Raw genomic sequence first — 17,449 nt, 5'->3', positions numbered from 1 at the left:
TGCCGCCCCGGGCCAGCCTGCCGACACCGCCGTCGCGCGCTTCAGCGCCGTGGCGGGTGAGGGCGGGGCTGACCGCCTGGACCTTGGCGCCCCGGTGGTGGACGGCGCGGAGGATGAGGATCTGGAGGGCGACGAGGCGGGTTCCGCCCTGGTCGCCGTCACCATCCCCGACACCGCGGCCCGCGACCGGTTGGACAAGGCCCTGGCCCAGCTGGTGCCGGAGGCCGCCGGCCTCACCCGCTCACGCCTGCAGGCGCTGATCGGGGAGGGGCGCGTGGCCTTGGGTCAGCCGGGCGGCCAGACCATAGACGACGCCTCATACCGGGTCAAACCCGGCCAGGTGTTTCAGATTTCCGTGCCGGCGCCGGAACCAGCCGTGCCGGTGGCGCAGGACATCCCGCTGACCATCGTTTTCGAGGACGATGACCTGCTGGTGATCGACAAGCCGGCCGGCCTGGTGGTGCACCCCGCCGCCGGCAATCCCGATGGCACGCTGGTGAACGCCCTGCTGTTCCATTGTGGGGAGCGGCTGTCCGGCATCGGCGGCGTGCGTCGGCCGGGCATCGTCCACCGCCTGGACAAGGATACCAGCGGCCTGATGGTTGTGGCCAAAACCGATCGCGCCCATGCCGGCCTGTCGGCCCAGTTCGCCGACCGAACTCTGTCGCGCACCTACCACGCCGTGGTCTGGGGCTCGCCGGCGGCGGGTGAGGGGGAAATCGAGGGCAATATCGGCCGCCATCCGACGGATCGCAAGCGCATGGCCGTGGTAAGCAAGGGCGGTAAGCCGGCGTTGACCCGCTGGCGCACGCTGGCCCGTTACGGCCTGCTGGCCGCCCATGTGGAGTGCAAGCTGGCCACCGGCCGCACCCATCAAATCCGGGTGCACATGGCCCAGATCGGCCATCCGCTGGTGGGCGACCCGCTGTACGGCAAGGCCCGCCCCACCGGCGCCCTGGGCGCCCGGCTGAAGGAGGCGACGCCGGACGCACAGGCCCAACTTCTCGGTTTTCGTCGCCAAGCGTTGCATGCGAAGGACATCGCCTTCCGTCACCCGGCCAGCGGTGACATGGTTGCCTTCACCAGCGACCTGCCCGCTGATCTTGCAGGGCTGATCTTTAGTTTAGAATGATTTTAAAATGTGGTCGGATACGAGTCAGAGGCGTATACTGATCAATGTGTCACCCCAACCCCGTCCGGGGGGCTCCATTTGAGCATCCGGTACGGGGGGACCGCCCGATCCCCGGGGGTCCTTAACCGTGAAAGGTTGTTGACCATGGCCACCTTGCCCGCCATCCCCGCCGTCAGTTCGGAATCGAGCCTGTCGCGGTATCTCCAGGAAATCCGCCGCTTCCCCATGCTGGAGCCGGAGAAGGAGTTCATGCTGGCCAAGCGCTGGCAGGAACATGAGGACGGCATCGCCGCCCACCAACTGGTGACCAGCCACTTGCGCCTGGTGGCCAAGATCGCCATGGGTTATCGCGGCTACGGCCTGCCGCTATCGGAGCTGATCTCCGAAGGCAACGTCGGCATGATGCAGGCGGTGAAGCGCTTCGACCCCGACCGCGGCTTCCGCCTGGCCACTTACGCCATGTGGTGGATCCGCGCCGCCATCCAGGAATACATCCTGCACAGCTGGAGCCTGGTGAAGATGGGCACCACGGCCGCGCAGAAGAAGCTGTTCTTCAACCTGCGCAAGCTGAAAGGCCAGATGCAGGCCATCGAGGACGGCGACCTGTCGCCGGAGACGGTGACCGCCATCGCCACCAAGCTGGACGTGCCGGAACAAGACGTCGTGTCCATGAACCGCCGCTTGGGCAGCCCCGACCATAGCTTGAACGCGCCCCTGCGCGTGGATGGCGAGGGCGAGTGGCAGGATTGGCTGGTGGATGAGACGGAAAGCCAGGAAATCCGCCTGGCCGACCGGGAAGAGTTGGGCAAGCGCAAGGCCCTGCTGGCCGGCGCCATGAAGGGCCTGAACGACCGTGAGCGTCGCATCCTGGCGGAGCGCCGCCTGCGCGACGACCCGACGACGCTGGAGGACCTGTCCCAGGAGTTCGGCATCAGCCGCGAGCGTGTGCGCCAGATCGAGGTGCGGGCGTTCGAAAAGCTTCAGAAGGCCGTGAAGAACGCGGCCCTGGAGACCCATTTGGCCTAATTCTGGACGTGGACGCGCCTGACCGGACGACAACGCCACGGCAGGCGCCCACGGGCAAGAACATGAATTCAAGGGCAAGTGGCAGTTGGACGGAACGGCGGGACCCTCGGGTTCCGCCGTTGCCTTTTGCGACAGGGCCTATGGCAGTTCCCTTTAAAAGAGATATGCCGTCGTCACAATCTATCAGAAAGCAAAAATCAAGATGACCTGTTGGTTTTTTCGCTGATATTTTGATTCTCGGTAGGGCAAACTTCAAATTAATGACCTTTTATTAACGAAGGGTCGCTATCACATAGGCTCACTGCGGTGATGAACCTTAAAGCCTGAGACCCAGATGAGCCATAGGGCCGACGTTGACAGCCTCGATATCGGATACCGGCGCCTCTCGGCCGCGGAAATCGAGCAGGCCCTGACCCTGCATCTGCGATACCTCCAGGGGCAGCGGGGCGGGGCGCGGGCCAGCCTGAAATTCTGCGATCTCTCCAACGCCGTGCTGCGCGGCCGGGTGCTGGCCGGCGCCGACCTGACCGGTGCGCGGCTCAGCGAGGCCGACCTGTCGGAGGTGGATTTGCGTTCCGCCTGCCTGTTCGGGGCGGACCTGCGTCGCGCCACGTTGGAACGCGCCAACCTGACCCGGGCCGACCTGCGTGGCGCCGCCTTTCGCGGGGCCAGCATGCGGCGGGTGGTGATGGTGGAGGCCGACCTGCGCGACGGTCACCTGATGCGCAGCAAGAATGGCGAGCTGACGCCCAACGTGCAGGGCAATCCTTCGGCCGAGCTGGCCGAGGCGTCCATGACCAAGGCCGACCTCAGCTATGCCAAGCTGTCCAACGCCTTCGTCGTCCAGACCGACCTACGCGACACCGACCTGCGCGGCGCCGTCTTCGTGAAGGCGGACCTCAGCGGCTCCGACCTCACCGGCTGCAACCTCGAAGGGGCGGACCTGTCCGAGGCCAACCTCAGCGGCACCAAGCTGGATGGCGCGGTGCTGACCCGCGCCCTGCTGCGCAGCGCCAACCTGTCCAAGGCCAGCCTGCTGGGCGCCCTGCTGGACGACGTCGATCTCTCCATGGCCAACCTGACGGGGGCCGACCTGGTGCGCCGCCTGGACGATATCGAGGGCACCATCGGCGAAACCCTGCGCCAGCACCGCCTGTGGATATTGAGCAATGGCGGCAAGGGCAAGCGCGCGGACCTGTCGGCCACCGACCTCAGCGGTCAGGACCTGTCCAACCTGAACCTATCGGCCGCCATCCTCAGGCAGACGACGCTGAAGGGCGCCAACCTCAGCGGCACGGTATTGGCCATGGCCGACCTGTCCATGGCCGACCTGCGCGGCGCGGAACTCGCCGGTGCCGATCTGCGCGGCGCCTGCCTGGAGCGCGCGACCCTGAACGAGGCCAACCTGGCCAACGCCGTGGCCTGCCCCATGGATTTGCGCAACGGCCACGAATGGCCCACCAATTTCAGCAAGGCGCGCATGGTGCGGGTGAACTTGGCGGGCGCCGATCTGACCATGGCCCGTCTGGAAGACGGCGACCTGACCCAGGGCAATCTGCGCAACGCCGTCCTGACCGGCGCCAGCCTGACCGACGCGACCCTGACCATGACCGACCTGCGCCAGGCTGACATCCGCAACGCTGACTTCCGCGGCGCCAAGAACTTTTCCGCTGAAGCCTTGGCCGTCTGATCCGGTAGCATGGCGCCATGACCGATGAGACGACACCCGCCGCAGCCGACCGCCGCCAGGCCACGCGCCTGTCCGGCGACGCCTACCCGTTGCGGGTGGGCCGGCTTCAGGCCCGCCTGGTCGACTGGTCCGCCAAGGGCATCGGCCTGCAACTGCACGGCGGGGTGGAGGATATGGTCCCGGGCCAAGCCCTGACCGTCAGCATCCACAGCGAGCTCACCAACGGCGTCGCCCTGTTCCCCATCATCGTGCGGCGGGTGGATGCGGAGCGGCGGATCATTGGCGCGGATTTCCTGGCCGACGCCGAGGATGCGGCCGATTTCCTGGCCTGCCTGCTGGCGGCGTCGGCGGCCGATCACTGACTCGGCAGGCCTGGCCACACAGCCGCCGTCGGATGGTGAAATTTCAGAATAAGTAAAGCCGTTCAGGCGCAATTCAAATTCCGCCGTCGGCCCTCCGTTAAGCATTAGGTGCGTGTGACGATCGAGCTGGATCGGCGTGATCCGTTTGCCGGTGGCCCGGTACGTGCGACCCGGGATTCCGCAGTTTTCCTAAAATGTCGCAGCTACGACCGCCGAGGTGGCACTCATCCACGCCGGGCCCTGCGGAGTGGCGATGGGAGCGTGATCGGCAGGGAAAGCCCAGCATGTTATGGGCAACTACTGACAGGTCAGATGCCGCGTCAGGACTTTACGGCCGGCAAATCCATCGCTAGGATGGGGCAACTTCGTCGCTATCGTTCCCTACGGCGGCGGTTCAGTCGTTGCATCGCTTGTCAGGGATAGGCATGGGGCCGGGGTTCGGAAAAGAGGCATGTCAATGCCGGACATGCCCCCGTCGCAAGGCTCTGTTCATGCCCCCCCGTTGCCGAAAGGTCGCTTTTGCCTGGAGCTACGTTACTGAGGACGCATTGCCATTGGCATTATGGCATGCGGAAATCGTGACGGTTGGGCCGTCGTTAACAGCTTCTGACAGGTCACGGATTCTGAATGGCCATTGTTCAACTCCAGCGGCCTGTCGCCAGCCCTGCAGGCCGATGCCTAAGCTTTATTCGTCCGGGGGGAATGATCCCATGCCTAACCATCCCACCGCCTGCCGCCATGGGTTGAATCTACCGGGGGGCGTCCAATGAGCGGGCCAATGACCGGGCCAGTCTTCACCTTTCGACAAGGCACGGCGCCGCTGCTGATCTCTTTCCCCCATGTCGGCATCCAGATACCGGGTGACATATCATCCCGCCTGGTGCCGGAGGCCCATGGCCTGGTCGATACCGACTGGCATGTCGACGCGCTGTATGACTTCGCGGCCAAGCTCGGCGCCTCCACCCTGGTGGCGGGCTACAGCCGCTACGTCGTGGATCTGAACCGCCCGGCCGACGACGCCAACCTCTACCCTGGCCAGGCCGGCACCGGCCTGATCCCTGAGGTCATGTTCGACGGCACGCCCTTGTATCTGACGGGGCAGGGGCCGACCGATGCCGAAAAGGCTGCCCGCGTCGCCACCTATTGGCAGCCCTATCATGCCCAGCTGGTGACGGAGCTGGAGCGCATCAAGACCCGGCACGGCTATGCCCTGCTGTGGGACGCGCACTCCATCGCGGCGGAGGTGCCGCGCCTGTTCGACGGCCGACTGCCCGACCTGAACCTGGGCAGCAACGCCGGCGCCGCTTGCGATCCGGCCATCGCCGAGGCCGTTTACGCGGTGGCCCAGGCCAGTGGCTACAGCGCCGTGTTGAACGGCCGCTTCAAGGGCGGGCACATCACCCGCCACTACGGCCAGCCGGCGGAACATGTCCACGCCCTGCAGCTGGAGCTGTCGCAGGACACGCACCTGACGCCCGGCCTGGTCCCCGCGCTGGATGAGGGGCGCAGCAGCCGCCTGCGCCCGGTCCTGCGCCAGATGATCGAAACCTTCCTGTCCTCCGCGACGGCGCGTTATTCCGTTGCCTGAAGGCAGGGCCATAATAGTTTGATTTCTCTCGGGAGTTCTCGTGCCATGCACACCTTCACCCTGGTCCCCGGCCGCCTGACCCTGGCTGACCTGCGCGCCACCCTGGCTGGCCCCGTCCACCTGGTGGTGGATGACGCCACACTCGCCCATGCGGAGAAGTCCGCCGCCACGGTGGACGCCGTCATGGCCGCCGGCCGCACCGCTTACGGCATCAACACCGGTTTCGGCTTGCTGGCCAAGACACGCATCGGCAACGACCAACTGTCGCAGCTCCAGCGCAACCTGGTGCTGAGCCACGCGGTGGGCACCGGCCCGCTGCTGGACGACGCCATCGTGCGCCTGATCCTAGTGCTCAAGATTTCCAGCCTGGCGCGCGGTTACTCCGGCGTGCGCGGCAGCGTCATCCGTGCGCTGGCGGCGCTGGCCAACCATGGTGTCTACCCCTGCATCCCGTCCAAGGGCTCCGTCGGTGCCTCGGGCGATCTGGCGCCGCTGGCCCATCTGGTGGCGCCGCTGCTGGGCGTGGGCGAGGTGCGGGTGGACGGCCAGGTCCTGCCGGCCGCCGAAGGCATCAAGCGGGCGGGGCTGGCGCCCATGGAGCTTGGCCCCAAGGAAGGCCTGGCCTTGCTGAACGGCACCCAGGTATCGACCGCCCTGGCCCTGAACGGCCTTTTCGCGGCGGAGCGGGTGTTCCAGGCGGCCCTGACCGCCGGCGCCCTGTCGGTGGACGCGGCCCGTGGGTCCGACACACCCTTCGACGCCCGCATCCATGAGCTGCGCGGCCAGAAGGGCCAGATCGACACCGCCGCCGCCTATCGCCGCTTGCTGGACGGCAGCGCCGTGCGCGCCAGCCACCTGGATTGCGAGCGGGTGCAGGACCCCTATTGCCTGCGCTGCCAGCCGCAGGTCATGGGCGCCTGCCTGGACCAGTTGCGCATGGCGGCGGGCACGCTGCTGATCGAGGCCAACGCGGTTACCGACAACCCCCTGGTCTTCCCCGACACCGGCGACATCCTGTCCGGCGGCAACTTCCATGCGGAGCCGGTGGCCTTCGCCGCCGACCAGATCGCCCTTGCGTTGGCCGAGATCGGCAACCTGTCGGAACGCCGCATCGCCATGCTGGTGGACCCGCACCACAACGGCGGCCTGCCGGCCTTCCTGGTCAAGGACGGCGGCATCAATTCCGGCTTCATGATCGCCCACGTCACGGCGGCGGCCCTGGCCAGCGAGAACAAGGGCCTGGCCCATCCGGCCTCGGTCGACAGCATTCCCACCTCCGCCAACCAGGAGGACCACGTCTCCATGGCCACCTGGGCGGCCCGCCGCCTGATCGACATGGCCGACAACGCCGCCGGCATCGTCGGCATCGAGGCGCTGGCCGCCATCCAGGGCCTGGAATTCCACCGGCCGCTGAAGACCTCCGAGCCGCTGGAACAGGCCCGAGCCAAGCTGCGCGCCGTGGTGCCGGCCTACGACCAGGACCGCTACTTCGCCCCCGACATCGCCGCCGCCAAGGCCCTGGTGGTGAACGGGGACCTGGGCGCGGGGTTGGAGTTCGCTTAAGAGGGGCGCCATTGGGGCGGCATGAGCAGGAGGGAAGCGGGCCTTGTCCACCACTGAGGAACGCTTGAGCGAACGGGCCTACCAGGCTCTGCGCGCCGACATCATGCTCTGCCGCCTGACGCCGGGGCAGCGGGTCAGCGAGGCCCTGCTGGCGGAGCGGCTGGGTTTCGGCAAGGCGCCGGTGCGCACCGCCTTGGCCCGGCTGTGCCAGGAAGGGCTGATGGCGGCGCGAGCGCGCAGCGGCTTCACCGTGGCACCCATCACGCCCGAAGACATCATGCACTGCTTCCAGATCCGCCTGGCGTTGGAGCCCATGGCCGGGCGACTGGCGGCGGGGCGGCTGACGACGGCGCATGTCCGCCGGCTGGTGCGCGCCACCACCATAACGGTGGAACCGGACGACCCTGACCAGCACCGCAAGATCCTGGAGGCCGACCAGGACTTCCACGAAACCATCGCCGAGGCGTCGGGCAACCCGCGCCTGCAGCAGATCCTGCGGAACCTGTTCGAGCGCGGGCAGCGCCCCCTGTTCATGGGCATCCCCCAGTCGGAGGGGGCGGCGGCCTACCGGGCGGGCAGCCAGCCGGTGCTGGCCGCCCTGTTTGCCGGTGATGGCGAGAAGGCGGCCCAGCTGCTGTATGAGCATGTCTACGCCGGCCAGAATTTCGTCATCGAGGCGGTGCTGCGCCAATATCCGTCACCGGAGGATGAAGGCGTGGATTAAAAATTTGATCGCGTTCAGGGCCCGGGCTGGGACGGGCGTGCCGGAACGTGCTAGGACGGGAATAACGGATAGGACAGGGCCCCGGACGTGCGGCCCACCTTGTGGCGCGAACGGGGAAAGGGACGGGTATGGGGTTGTGGACGGTCAAGCCGGTCGATGCGCTCATCGCGGCCGGTGAGGGGAAGCAAGGGGTCGCGAAGCTGACGCGCGGCCTGGGCACGTTGGACCTGATCCTGGCGGGCGTGGGCTGCACGGTGGGGGCCGGCATCTTCGTCATGACCGGATCGCAGGCCGCCACCCATGCCGGCCCGGCGGTCGCCCTCTCCTTCGCCTTCGCAGCACTGGCCTGCCTGTTCGCCGGGCTGTGCTTCGCCGAACTGGCCACCGTCATCCCCGTCGCGGGCAGCGCCTACAGCTACACTTATGCCACGCTGGGTGAAATCGTGGCCTGGCTGGTCGGCTGGAACCTGGTGCTGGAATACATGATCAGCGGTTCGGCCGTGGCCGTGGGCTTTTCCGGCTATCTCAACGCCTTCCTCGGGCAATGGGGGGTGCATCTGCCCACCAACCTGGCATCGGCCCCCTTGTCCTATTCGGATGAGAAGGGCTTTGAATGGACCGGCGCCTTCATCAACGGGCCGGCCGTGTTCATCATCGCCCTGTGCGGCGTGGTCCTCAGCCTCGGCATCAAGGAAACCGCGCGCTTCAACAACATCTCGGTCGCCATCAAGGTGGGCGCCATGGTGTTGTTCGCGGTGGTGGGCATCTTCTATGTCGACACCGCCAACTGGCATCCCTTCATCCCGGAGAGCACGGGCGACGGCGCCTTCGGCTGGTCCGGCGTGTTCCGCGCCGCCGGCACCCTGTTCTTCGCCTACATCGGTTTCGACGCGGTTTCCACCGCGGCGCAGGAGGCGCGGTCGCCTCAGCGCACGGTGCCGCGCGGCATCCTGGGCGGCCTGGCCGTCTGCGTCACCTTGTACGTGGTGGTCGGCATGGTCATGACCGGCTTGGCGCCCTACACCATGCTGGACGCGCCCGAGGCCATTTTCATCGCCATCAAGAACGCCGGCCCGTCCCTGGCTTGGCTGGGCATGATCATCAACCTGGCCGCCATCCTGGGCCTGGGCTCCGCCATCCTCATCTGCAACTACGGCCAGATCCGCATCTTCTATGCCATGGCGCGCGATGGCCTGATGCCGCCGTCCTTCGCCTCGGTCAATCCGGAACACCATGTGCCGTGGCAGGCGACGCTGTGGGTGACGCTGGTGGCCGCCATCATCGGCGGCATCGCCCCCCTGGATGTGCTGGGCGACCTGGTGTCCCTGGGCACGCTCATGGCCTTCGCCCTGGTCTGCGTCGCCACCCTGGTGCTGCGCGTGCGCGACCCGCACCGCCCGCGCCCCTTCCGCGTGCCCTACCTGCCGGTGGTGGCCGTCACCGGCGCCGTGATCTGCGTGGCGCTGATGATCTCGCTGGGCCTCAGCAACTGGATCCGCTTTGGCGCGTGGAGCCTGCTGGGCCTGGCCATCTACTTCGCCTACGGCATGCGCAACTCCGCCCGCCAGCGCGAGGCGCAACTGGCGGAGTGATTGCGGAGCGGGAGGGGCTCACCCCTCCCAATCCCTTTCCAGCCGGCGGCTGGAAAGGATGAAGAACAGGGCGCTCAGCAGGTAGAAGCCCAGGCCGATCAGCATGGAATAGCGCAGGGCCTCCGCGCCAAAGCGGGGGGCGAGAAAGTCGGACAGGCGGCCGAAGAAGAAGATGCCGAAGCCGATGCCCACCAGGTTGTTGATGAACAGGAAGATGGCCGAGGCGGTGGCCCGCATGGCCGGCGGCACCACGTGCTGCACGGCGGCGATGACGGGGCCCAGCCAGGCCAGGCCCAGGGCCAGGGGCAGGGTGCACAGCGCCGCCACCAGCCACAGCTCCCGGGCGAGGAAGCCCAGGGCGTAAAGCGGCACGGCGATCAGGAAGGCCACGGCCGGCACCAGGGGATAGGCCGCTTTGGCGCGGCCGCCCAGCCGGTCGGCCAGGGCGCCCCCCGCCCAGATGCCCAGTGTGCCGGCCACCAGGCTGCCGACACCCAGCAACAGCGACACGTCCTTCAGCGCCATGCCGTGCATGCGCGCCAGGAAGGCCGGCATCCAGAAGGCCAGCCCATACCCCAGGACGGAGCAGGAGGCGGCGCCGGCGGACAACAGCCAGAACGACGGCTTGGTGCCCAGGATGGCCAGAACGGCCCGCAGCGGCACCGGCTCGGCCGCGTTCTTCACGGCGTCGAACGCGCCGCGTGCCGGCTCGCGCACGCAGATCAGGAAGATGGGCGTCATGACCAGGCCGGCGATGCCGCAGACGGTGAAGGCCAGGCGCCAGTTCACGGCCGTGGCGATGTAGCCGCCCAGCAGGATGCCCAGGGCGCTGCCGAAGGGAATGCCGAAGGAATAGACGGCCAGGGCGCGAGCGCGCTGGTGCTTGGGGAAATAGTCGCTGATCAGGGAATAGGCGGGGGCCACGCCGCCGGCCTCCCCAACGCCCACCCCCATGCGGCACAGGAACAGTTGCCAGAACAGGCCCACCTGGCCGGTCAGCGCGGTGAAGCCGCTCCACAACGCCAGCGACACCGCCATGATGCGCACCCGGCTCATGCGGTCGGCCAGGCGGGCGATGGGGATGGCGAGGAAGGTGTAGAACAGGGCGAAGGCCGGCCCGCCCAGCCAGCCCAACTGGGTGTCGGTCAAGCCCAGCTCCGCCTTGATGGGCACGGCCAGGATGCTGAGGATCTGCCGGTCCACGAAGTTCAGGGTGTAGACGACGAACAGCGCCGCCATCACCAGGACGCGATATCCTGGCCGGACCAGGGTAGGGGCCGGCTGAAGGGCGGTCTCGGTCATCGTGCTCTCGCTCATGGGTGATCCTGGCTGATCTCTAGCATGGGGAAGCGGGCGGAACCGCTGATCTGGATCCCGCCCGCTTGGGGGCTCGAACGGACCGTTGTCAGAAATGCAGGCCGATGGTGCCGGTGATGGTGCGCGGCGGGCCGTAATAGGCGGCGAAGGAATTGGCGTAGGTGGCGCCGCCGAAGGGATAGCCGCCCACGCGGTAGCGTTCGTCCGTCAGGTTCTTGGCATGCAGCCCCACCTGCCAATGATCGTCGGCGGAGGTCCAGATGAAATTCAGGTCCAGCAAGGTGTAGCCCGGCTGGTCCAGGATGCTGGCGGTGTCATACAGTTGAGTGAAGCTGCGGTAGGATACGCTGGCCGAGGAATTCAGGGTGCTCTTGTCGTCGAAGGGCAGCAGGTAGGACAGGGTGAAGCCCGTGGTCCATTTGGGCGTGTTCTGGAAGCCGCGGGTGTTGGCCACATCCACGTACTGCCTGCTGGTCAGGTCGTAGGACAGGAACTTGTCGAACTGCGCCAGGGTGTAGCCGACATTGGCCTGGGCGGTCAGCGCGCGGGTCAGCTTGGCCACGGCCTCGAACTCCAGGCCGTAGATGTGGCTGGCACCGGCGTTATCGACGAAGCTGGCGATGCCGGTGGCGGTGGGAACCTGGGTCGTGACCTGCTGGCCGCTATAGTCGGCGTAGAAGCCGGCCAGGTTCAGGGTCAGGCGCCGGTCCAGATAGTCCCCCTTCAGGCCCACCTCATAGCTGTTGACCGTCTCGGGGTTGTAGCCCTTGACCGTGTCGGGGGTCAGCACGGCGTCGCCGCGCATGTCGAAGCCGCCGGACTTGAAGCCCTTGGAATAGGAGACATAGCCCGTCACGTCCGGCGTCAGCTTGTAGCTGACGCTGGCGCGCGGCGTGAATTCGCCGAAGCTGCGGTCGTTTGTGTAGTTGGTTCGGATGGAGAAGGGCGCCTGCTGCTTGCCGCCGAACATGGGGCTGCGGATGCCCAGGTAATAGGCGCGATAGACGCTGCCGGTCTTGTCGTCGTTGGTGTAGCGGCCGCCCAGCGAGACCTTCAGGTCATCGGTGATGTCATAGCTGAGGTCGGTGAAGCCGGCGATGCTCTTGGTCTTGACCGAGCCGGAGGTCAGGATGCTGAGGCCCAGGTTCTGCACGTCGGTGTCGAACGCGCCGGCGGCGGTCGCGTCCATGTAATAGATGCCCGCGACACCCTGCAGCCGCTCACCGGTGTAGACGGCCTGTACCTCCTGGCTGAACTGGTGGTCCTTGTACCAGGCGGGCACGTCCAGATAGGGCTGGGGCAGATTGTCGAAGTCGATATTGGTCTGGGTGTAGCCGTCGCGATAGGCGCTGATGGCCTTCAGCAACCACTGGTCCGACAGCTGCAATTCCGCCGTCAAGGACATGCCCCGGTTGGTCACGAAGTTATGGTCGCCCACCCCGGCCATGGTGTCGTAGTCGTCGGGCAGGGGCGCGGCGCCGGCCGGTGTCGCCGTTTCGCGGTGGCCGCTCTTGGCGTTGGACATGTCGTTGGTCTGGTCGGCCGCCACCTTGATGGTGAATTTCTCGGTGGGCTTGAATTCCGCGCTGATGCGGCCGGCCACCACGTCCTTGTTGTACTGGTCGGCGCCGGTGTAGAGGTTGTGGCCATAGCCGTCGTGGCGGTAGATGGCGACGGCGCCGCCAATGGCGAACTTCTCGCTGAGCGGCGTGCTGCCTGACAAGATGACGTTGTGCTCGTTATAACTGCCGAACTCCACCCGCGCGTTGGCGGTGGGCTGGTCGGTCATGTCGCGGGTCACGTACTTGATGGCGCCGCCGATGGTGTTGCGGCCGTACAACGTGCCCTGCGGCCCGCGCAGCACCTCGATGCGGCTGACGTCGTAGATGTCCAGCACGGCGCCCTGTGGGCGGGCGACGTAGACGTCATCGACATACAGGCCCACGCCGGGCTCGAAGCCCCACAGCGGGTCCTGCTGGCCCACGCCGCGGATGAAGGCGATGAGGGTGGAGTTGGAGCCGCGCGCCACCTGCACCGTGGTGTTGGGCGACTTGTATTCCAGGTCGGTCAGGTTGACGGAGCCCTGGGCCTGCAACTGGTCGGCGGAAATGGCGGTGACCGCCACCGGCACGTCCTTCAGGTTTTCCGCCCGGCGGCGGGCCGTCACCACCACCTCCTGCAGCACGTCGCCGTCCGTGGCGGGATCGGCGGCCTGTTGCGCCCATGCCGTATCCCCCAGCACCAGACCCGCGACCGAGACGCCCAACAACCAGCGTGCAGCCTTGCTCATTCCCTTTGTCCTCCCGTCCATGGCCCCGTTCATGGGCCCGTTCTTTCGCCCGTTGATCGCCGTTCCCCACCCAGCCCATCAGGGCGGCAGGCCGGCGGCGAAGCCGGTGATGATCTCGTTGAAGCGTTCCGGCTCCTCCAGGTGCGGCGCGTGGCCGGAGGCGGCGAAGGTCACCTGCCGCGCCTGGGGCAGGGCCGTCCCCAGCCAGTCGGCCGTGTCGGCGGGATAGAGTTGGCTCAAGCCCCCGCGCAGGATCAGCGTGGGCAGGTCCAGCCGGCCCAGGTCGGCCCGGAAATCCTGGGCCAGCAGGTCCAGCCATAGGGCGGCCATGGCCTCGGCATCGCACCGCGCGACCTCTTCCTCCACCCAGCGGCGCAGGTCGGTGTGCGGGCTGCCGGCGGCGAAGATGCGCCGCGCGATGCGGGGCGCGAACGCCGCCCAGTCCGTGGCCAGCAAACGCGCGGCCTGGGGCCCGCGCGCCTGAACGGCCCCCCGCAGGCCCCAGGGCCAGCCGGCGTCGTTGCACAGGCGCGGGCTCATATCCACCACCACCAGGCCAGCGACGCGGTCCCCCGCGCCCTCCAGCAGCGCGCGCCAGGCGACCATGGCCCCCATGGACCAGCCCACCAGGACGGCGCCGCGCAGGTCCAAGGCGGCCAGCAGGGTGCGCAGCGCGTCCGCCTGCCCCCGCACGGTGGGGTGGGCGCCGGGCGTGCCACCATGGCCGGGCAGGTCGGGCGCCAGCACTTGAAACGACGCGGCCAGCCCGGTGACTTGCGGGGCGAAGAAGCCGCCGTGGGTGGCCCAGCCGTGCAGCAGCACCAGGGGACGCCCCTCGCCGGCCAGGCGGTGGGCCACTAGGCCGCCGCCGGCCGGTATCAGCGGGCATGAGTCCGCCCCGCGTGGCCGGGCCCCGGCCTGTCGCCCCAGTTCGTGCATCGGTGTTTTCCGCGCTTCGTGGTATCCACCGACGGTAGCGTCGGCGGATCATCCTCCCGCCGTCATGCTTGCCGTAAGATGAAAGTTGAGTCAACGTTCAAGTTCTAGAAAACGAGAGAGGGAGGTTGAGGCATGGCGCGTTCACCCGAGGCGGCGAAGCGGGCCGCCGGCGATGGCGAAACCGATGCCATGACGCGGGGCGGTGTGGGCGAGGGGCCTGAGGCCGAGGCGGCGCCTGGGGAATCGTCCGCCGACAAGACACCGCGCACCGAACGGGGAAAGCGCACCCTGCGCAAGCTGCTGGACGCCGCCGCCCTGGAATTCGGTGAGCGCGGCTTCCACGAGGCGTCGGTGAGCGGCATCACCCAACGCGCCGCCGTGGCCTTGGGCACCTTCTACACCTACTTCGACAGCAAGGAATCGCTGTTCCGGGCGCTGGTGGAGGATATGGGCGCGCTGACCCGCCGCTGGATCGCGGAGCGGGTGGCCCACGCGCCTGACCGACTGACGGCGGAGCGCCTGGGCCTGGAGGCGTTCATCGAGTTCGTGCGCGCCCATCGCAACCTCTACCGCATCGTGATGGAGGCGCAGTTCGTTGCCGAGGATGCCTACCGGCGCTACTATCAGGTGTTCGCCGACGGCTATATCAACAATTTGGAGTCGGCCAAGAAACGGGGGGAGATACGCGAGGGCGACGTGGAGGTGCGGGCCTGGGCCTTGATCGGCGTCAGTGTCTTCATCGGCCAGCGCTATGCCGTCTGGGGCGACGACCGCCCGGCGGCGGAGGTCGCGGCGGAGGCGGCGGACTTCATCGCCCGGGGCCTGAAGCCGTAATTGACCAAGCCTTAAGTTGACTGGATCATTTCTGAACCGGAACGACGAGGGAGCGGGGCGCCCGGCGCCAAACCATGTGGGATCTGTTCGACCTGACGGCGCAGCGCGCCCGGTTGTCGCCGGACCGCAGGGCCCTGGTGGACCTCACTGCCGGCGAGGGGGCCGGCGTGGCGCTGACCTATGCCGGCCTGGACGACCGCGCCGCGCGTGCCGCCGGCCTGCTGGCCGCCCTGGGCGCCGAACCCGGCGACCGGGTGGCGGTGCTGTGCCGCAACCGGCCGGATTTCTTCACGCTGCTGTTCGCCTGCGCCAAGCTGGGCTGCCTGCTGGTGCCGCTGAATTGGCGCATGCCGGCGGCGGAACTGGCCCCCGTGCTGGCCGATTGCCAACCCCGGCTGCTGTTCCATGGGGGCGAGGATCGGGCCACGGCCCAGGCCCTGGCCGCTGGGCCGGCCCTTGTCGATCTGGACGATGACTTCGAAGCTCTGGTGGCGAAGCAGCCGCCGTTGCCGTCCCGCGAGGTCTGGCCGGCCGATGACGTCTGGTATCTGCTTTACACCTCCGGCACGACGGGGGAGCCCAAGGCCGTGCTCTACACCTACGGCATGGCCATGGCGAACTACGTCAACCTGCGCCAGGGCGTGGATTTGTCGGAGGACGACCGCACCCTGAACTACCTGCCGCTGTTCCATACCGCCGGCATTAACCTGCACACCCTGCCGCTGCTGATGGCGGGGGGCGAGGTGCTGGTGCAGTCGCAATTCGATGCCGGCGCCGTGCTGGACCTGATCACCCAGGGCCGCATCACCACCTTCTTCGGCGTGCCGGCGGTCTATCGCCAACTGGCGCTGCATCCCCGATTCAGGACCACCGACCTGGGCGCCGTGCGGCGCTGGGCCTGCGGCGGCGCCCCGCTGGAGGATGCGTTGGCCCGCCGGTTTGTCGAGCGCGGCGCCCTCGTGTGCAATGGCATGGGCATGACGGAGACGGGTCCCACCCTGTTCCTGAACGACCCGGCCGGGGCCGCCGCCAAGCTGGGATCCATCGGCAAGCCGCAGATCCTGTGCCGGGTGCGCGTGGTGGACGGGGCCGGGCGGGACGTGCCGCCTGGTCAAGTGGGCGAGGTCTGGGTCAAGGGCGCCGCGGTCACGCCTGGCTATTGGCGCCAGCCGGCGGCCACCGCCGCCGCCTTTTCGCCGGACGGTTGGCTGCGTACCGGCGACTTGGTGCGCCAGGACGGAGACGGCTACTACTACCCCGTGGGGCGGTTGAAGGAGATGTTCATCTCGGGCGGGGAGAACGTCTATCCGGTGGAGGTGGAGAACGCCCTGCTGCGTCATCCCGGCGTGCTGGAGGTGGCCGTGGTGGCCGTGCCCGATCCCGTGTGGGGGGAGGTGGGGCATGCCCACGTCCGCGCCCAGCCCGGTACCGACGTCGACAGCCTGGCCAGGCATTGCCGCGGGCTATTGGCCGGGTACAAGGTGCCGCGCCGCTTCGTGCTGGTGGAGGATTTTCCCCGCACCGCCGCCGGCAAGATCCAGAAGCACCGCCTGGTGCCACCGCCGGGCCTGGATCTGGCCTCGTGATCCTCAGCCGCGCCCTGACCCAGGACGATTTCCACGCCTTCGCCCGGTTGTCGGGCGATGACAACCCCATCCATGTCGACCCCGGCCACGCCGCCCGCACACGCTTCGGCCGCACCGTGGCGCATGGTGCGCTGCTATGCGCACTGCTGCGCGGCCTGGCCGCCGATGCGCGGCCGGGGCAGCCCCTGGCCCGCCTCGCCGTGACCTTCCCGGCCCCGGCCTACGCGGACGAGGCGCTGACCTTCCGCGCCGACCCTCAGGACGGCGCCCATGTGCGCCTGCTGGCCCAGCGGCAGGTGGATGGCCAGGCGGTGTGCGACGGGGTGGCCACCCTGGCCCCGCTGGCGCCGGATAGGGACTGGCACGAGCCGCCGCCGGGTGCCGCCGCCCACATCACCCGCCTTTACGCCGACCAGGATTTGGCGCTTTACGAGCGCCTGACCGGCCATCGCCTGCGCGAGCCGCTGGTGCTGAGCCTCTTCTCCTTCCTGCTGGGCGTCCGCCTGCCGGGGCCGGGCACCAACTACCTCAAGCAAGACACGGTGTTCTGGCGCCGCGTGCCCTTGGATGCGGCGCTGTCCGCCACCGTGGCCATCATCCGCCTGCGGCCTGAAAAGCGGCTGGTGGATTTGGCCACGGTCTGCCGTATCCACGACAGCGGGCGCGACGGCGAGATCGTCGCCACGGGGCGCGCCCTGGTGCTGGCGCCGCACTGGACGCCGGATGACTGGGCCAGCCATGCCCAATTGGCCGCTTGCCAGGCCTGACGGTTGGGCGTATCCACAAGCCGCCGGTATTCGTGCCGG

Annotated in this window: 14 protein-coding genes; 11 read left to right on the top strand and 3 right to left on the bottom strand. The window is 68.0% G+C overall.

The features are described 5' to 3' along the window. Nucleotides 1-94: 94 nt before the first annotated feature. The 8 genes from UAJ10_RS04865 to UAJ10_RS04830 all read left to right on the top strand — a co-directional run bounded on the left by UAJ10_RS04865 (nt 95) and on the right by UAJ10_RS04830 (nt 9,677). The gene (locus UAJ10_RS04865) at nt 95-1,132 is read left to right on the top strand and encodes an RluA family pseudouridine synthase (protein WP_416235347.1); all 1,038 of its coding nucleotides are present in this window, start codon (nt 95-97) and stop codon (nt 1,130-1,132) included. A gap of 144 nt (nt 1,133-1,276) precedes the next feature. Further along, the gene (gene rpoH / locus UAJ10_RS04860; RefSeq protein ID WP_004272279.1) at nt 1,277-2,158 is read left to right on the top strand and encodes an RNA polymerase sigma factor RpoH; all 882 of its coding nucleotides are present in this window, start codon (nt 1,277-1,279) and stop codon (nt 2,156-2,158) included. 334 nt (nt 2,159-2,492) lie between these two features. Next, nucleotides 2,493-3,848 (top strand): pentapeptide repeat-containing protein, encoded by a 1,356-nt coding sequence (locus UAJ10_RS04855; RefSeq protein WP_322914232.1) that lies wholly within the window; start codon nt 2,493-2,495, stop codon nt 3,846-3,848. A gap of 17 nt (nt 3,849-3,865) precedes the next feature. Continuing rightward, nucleotides 3,866-4,210 (top strand): hypothetical protein, encoded by a 345-nt coding sequence (locus tag UAJ10_RS04850; protein ID WP_322914231.1) that lies wholly within the window; start codon nt 3,866-3,868, stop codon nt 4,208-4,210. Nucleotides 4,211-4,988: 778 nt separating this feature from the next. Further along, nucleotides 4,989-5,798: an N-formylglutamate deformylase gene (gene hutG / locus UAJ10_RS04845; RefSeq protein WP_322914230.1), complete on the top strand. Its 810-nt coding sequence runs from the start codon at nt 4,989-4,991 to the stop codon at nt 5,796-5,798. 45 nt (nt 5,799-5,843) lie between these two features. Then, a complete protein-coding gene (gene hutH / locus UAJ10_RS04840) occupies nt 5,844-7,361 on the top strand; it encodes a histidine ammonia-lyase (RefSeq protein ID WP_322914229.1) in 1,518 nt (505 codons plus the stop codon). Nucleotides 7,362-7,404: 43 nt separating this feature from the next. Next, nucleotides 7,405-8,085, top strand: a complete 681-nt coding sequence (locus UAJ10_RS04835; RefSeq protein WP_322914228.1) for a GntR family transcriptional regulator — start codon at nt 7,405-7,407, stop codon at nt 8,083-8,085. A 128-nt stretch (nt 8,086-8,213) separates the two neighbouring features. Further along, complete coding sequence (locus tag UAJ10_RS04830) at nt 8,214-9,677, top strand: APC family permease (protein WP_322914227.1); 1,464 nt, start codon at nt 8,214-8,216, stop codon at nt 9,675-9,677. Nucleotides 9,678-9,695: 18 nt separating this feature from the next. On the opposite strand, the gene UAJ10_RS04825 is transcribed toward UAJ10_RS04830, so the two are convergent. The 3 genes from UAJ10_RS04825 to UAJ10_RS04815 form a co-directional block, all read right to left on the bottom strand. Beyond that, entirely contained in the window at nt 9,696-10,994 is a 1,299-nt protein-coding gene (locus UAJ10_RS04825) for a spinster family MFS transporter (RefSeq protein ID WP_322914226.1), read from the bottom strand. A gap of 88 nt (nt 10,995-11,082) precedes the next feature. Next, nucleotides 11,083-13,284, bottom strand: coding sequence for a TonB-dependent receptor (locus UAJ10_RS04820; protein ID WP_322914225.1), 2,202 nt, complete (start codon nt 13,282-13,284; stop codon nt 11,083-11,085). Nucleotides 13,285-13,362: 78 nt separating this feature from the next. Next, the gene (locus UAJ10_RS04815) at nt 13,363-14,142 is read right to left on the bottom strand and encodes an alpha/beta fold hydrolase (protein ID WP_322914224.1); all 780 of its coding nucleotides are present in this window, start codon (nt 14,140-14,142) and stop codon (nt 13,363-13,365) included. A gap of 213 nt (nt 14,143-14,355) precedes the next feature. Between UAJ10_RS04815 and UAJ10_RS04810 the strand changes: the two genes are divergently transcribed. From UAJ10_RS04810 to UAJ10_RS04800, 3 genes are all read left to right on the top strand, one after another. Then, complete coding sequence (locus UAJ10_RS04810) at nt 14,356-15,057, top strand: TetR/AcrR family transcriptional regulator (RefSeq protein ID WP_322914223.1); 702 nt, start codon at nt 14,356-14,358, stop codon at nt 15,055-15,057. 74 nt (nt 15,058-15,131) lie between these two features. After that, nucleotides 15,132-16,643 carry an AMP-binding protein gene (locus UAJ10_RS04805; RefSeq protein WP_322914222.1) on the top strand — a complete coding sequence of 504 codons (1,512 nt, stop codon included), beginning with the start codon at nt 15,132-15,134 and terminating at the stop codon, nt 16,641-16,643. Continuing rightward, the gene (locus tag UAJ10_RS04800) at nt 16,640-17,410 is read left to right on the top strand and encodes a MaoC family dehydratase (RefSeq protein ID WP_322914221.1); all 771 of its coding nucleotides are present in this window, start codon (nt 16,640-16,642) and stop codon (nt 17,408-17,410) included. The genes UAJ10_RS04805 and UAJ10_RS04800 overlap by 4 nt, the downstream gene beginning before the upstream one ends. The last annotated feature ends 39 nt before the right edge of the window (nt 17,411-17,449 follow it).

The sequence above is a fragment of the Nitrospirillum guaranorum genome (assembly GCF_034653275.1).
GTDB lineage: Bacteria > Pseudomonadota > Alphaproteobacteria > Azospirillales > Azospirillaceae > Nitrospirillum.
Note: the sequence above shows the minus strand (reverse complement) of the source record. Positions and strands in the feature narration are given on the sequence as shown.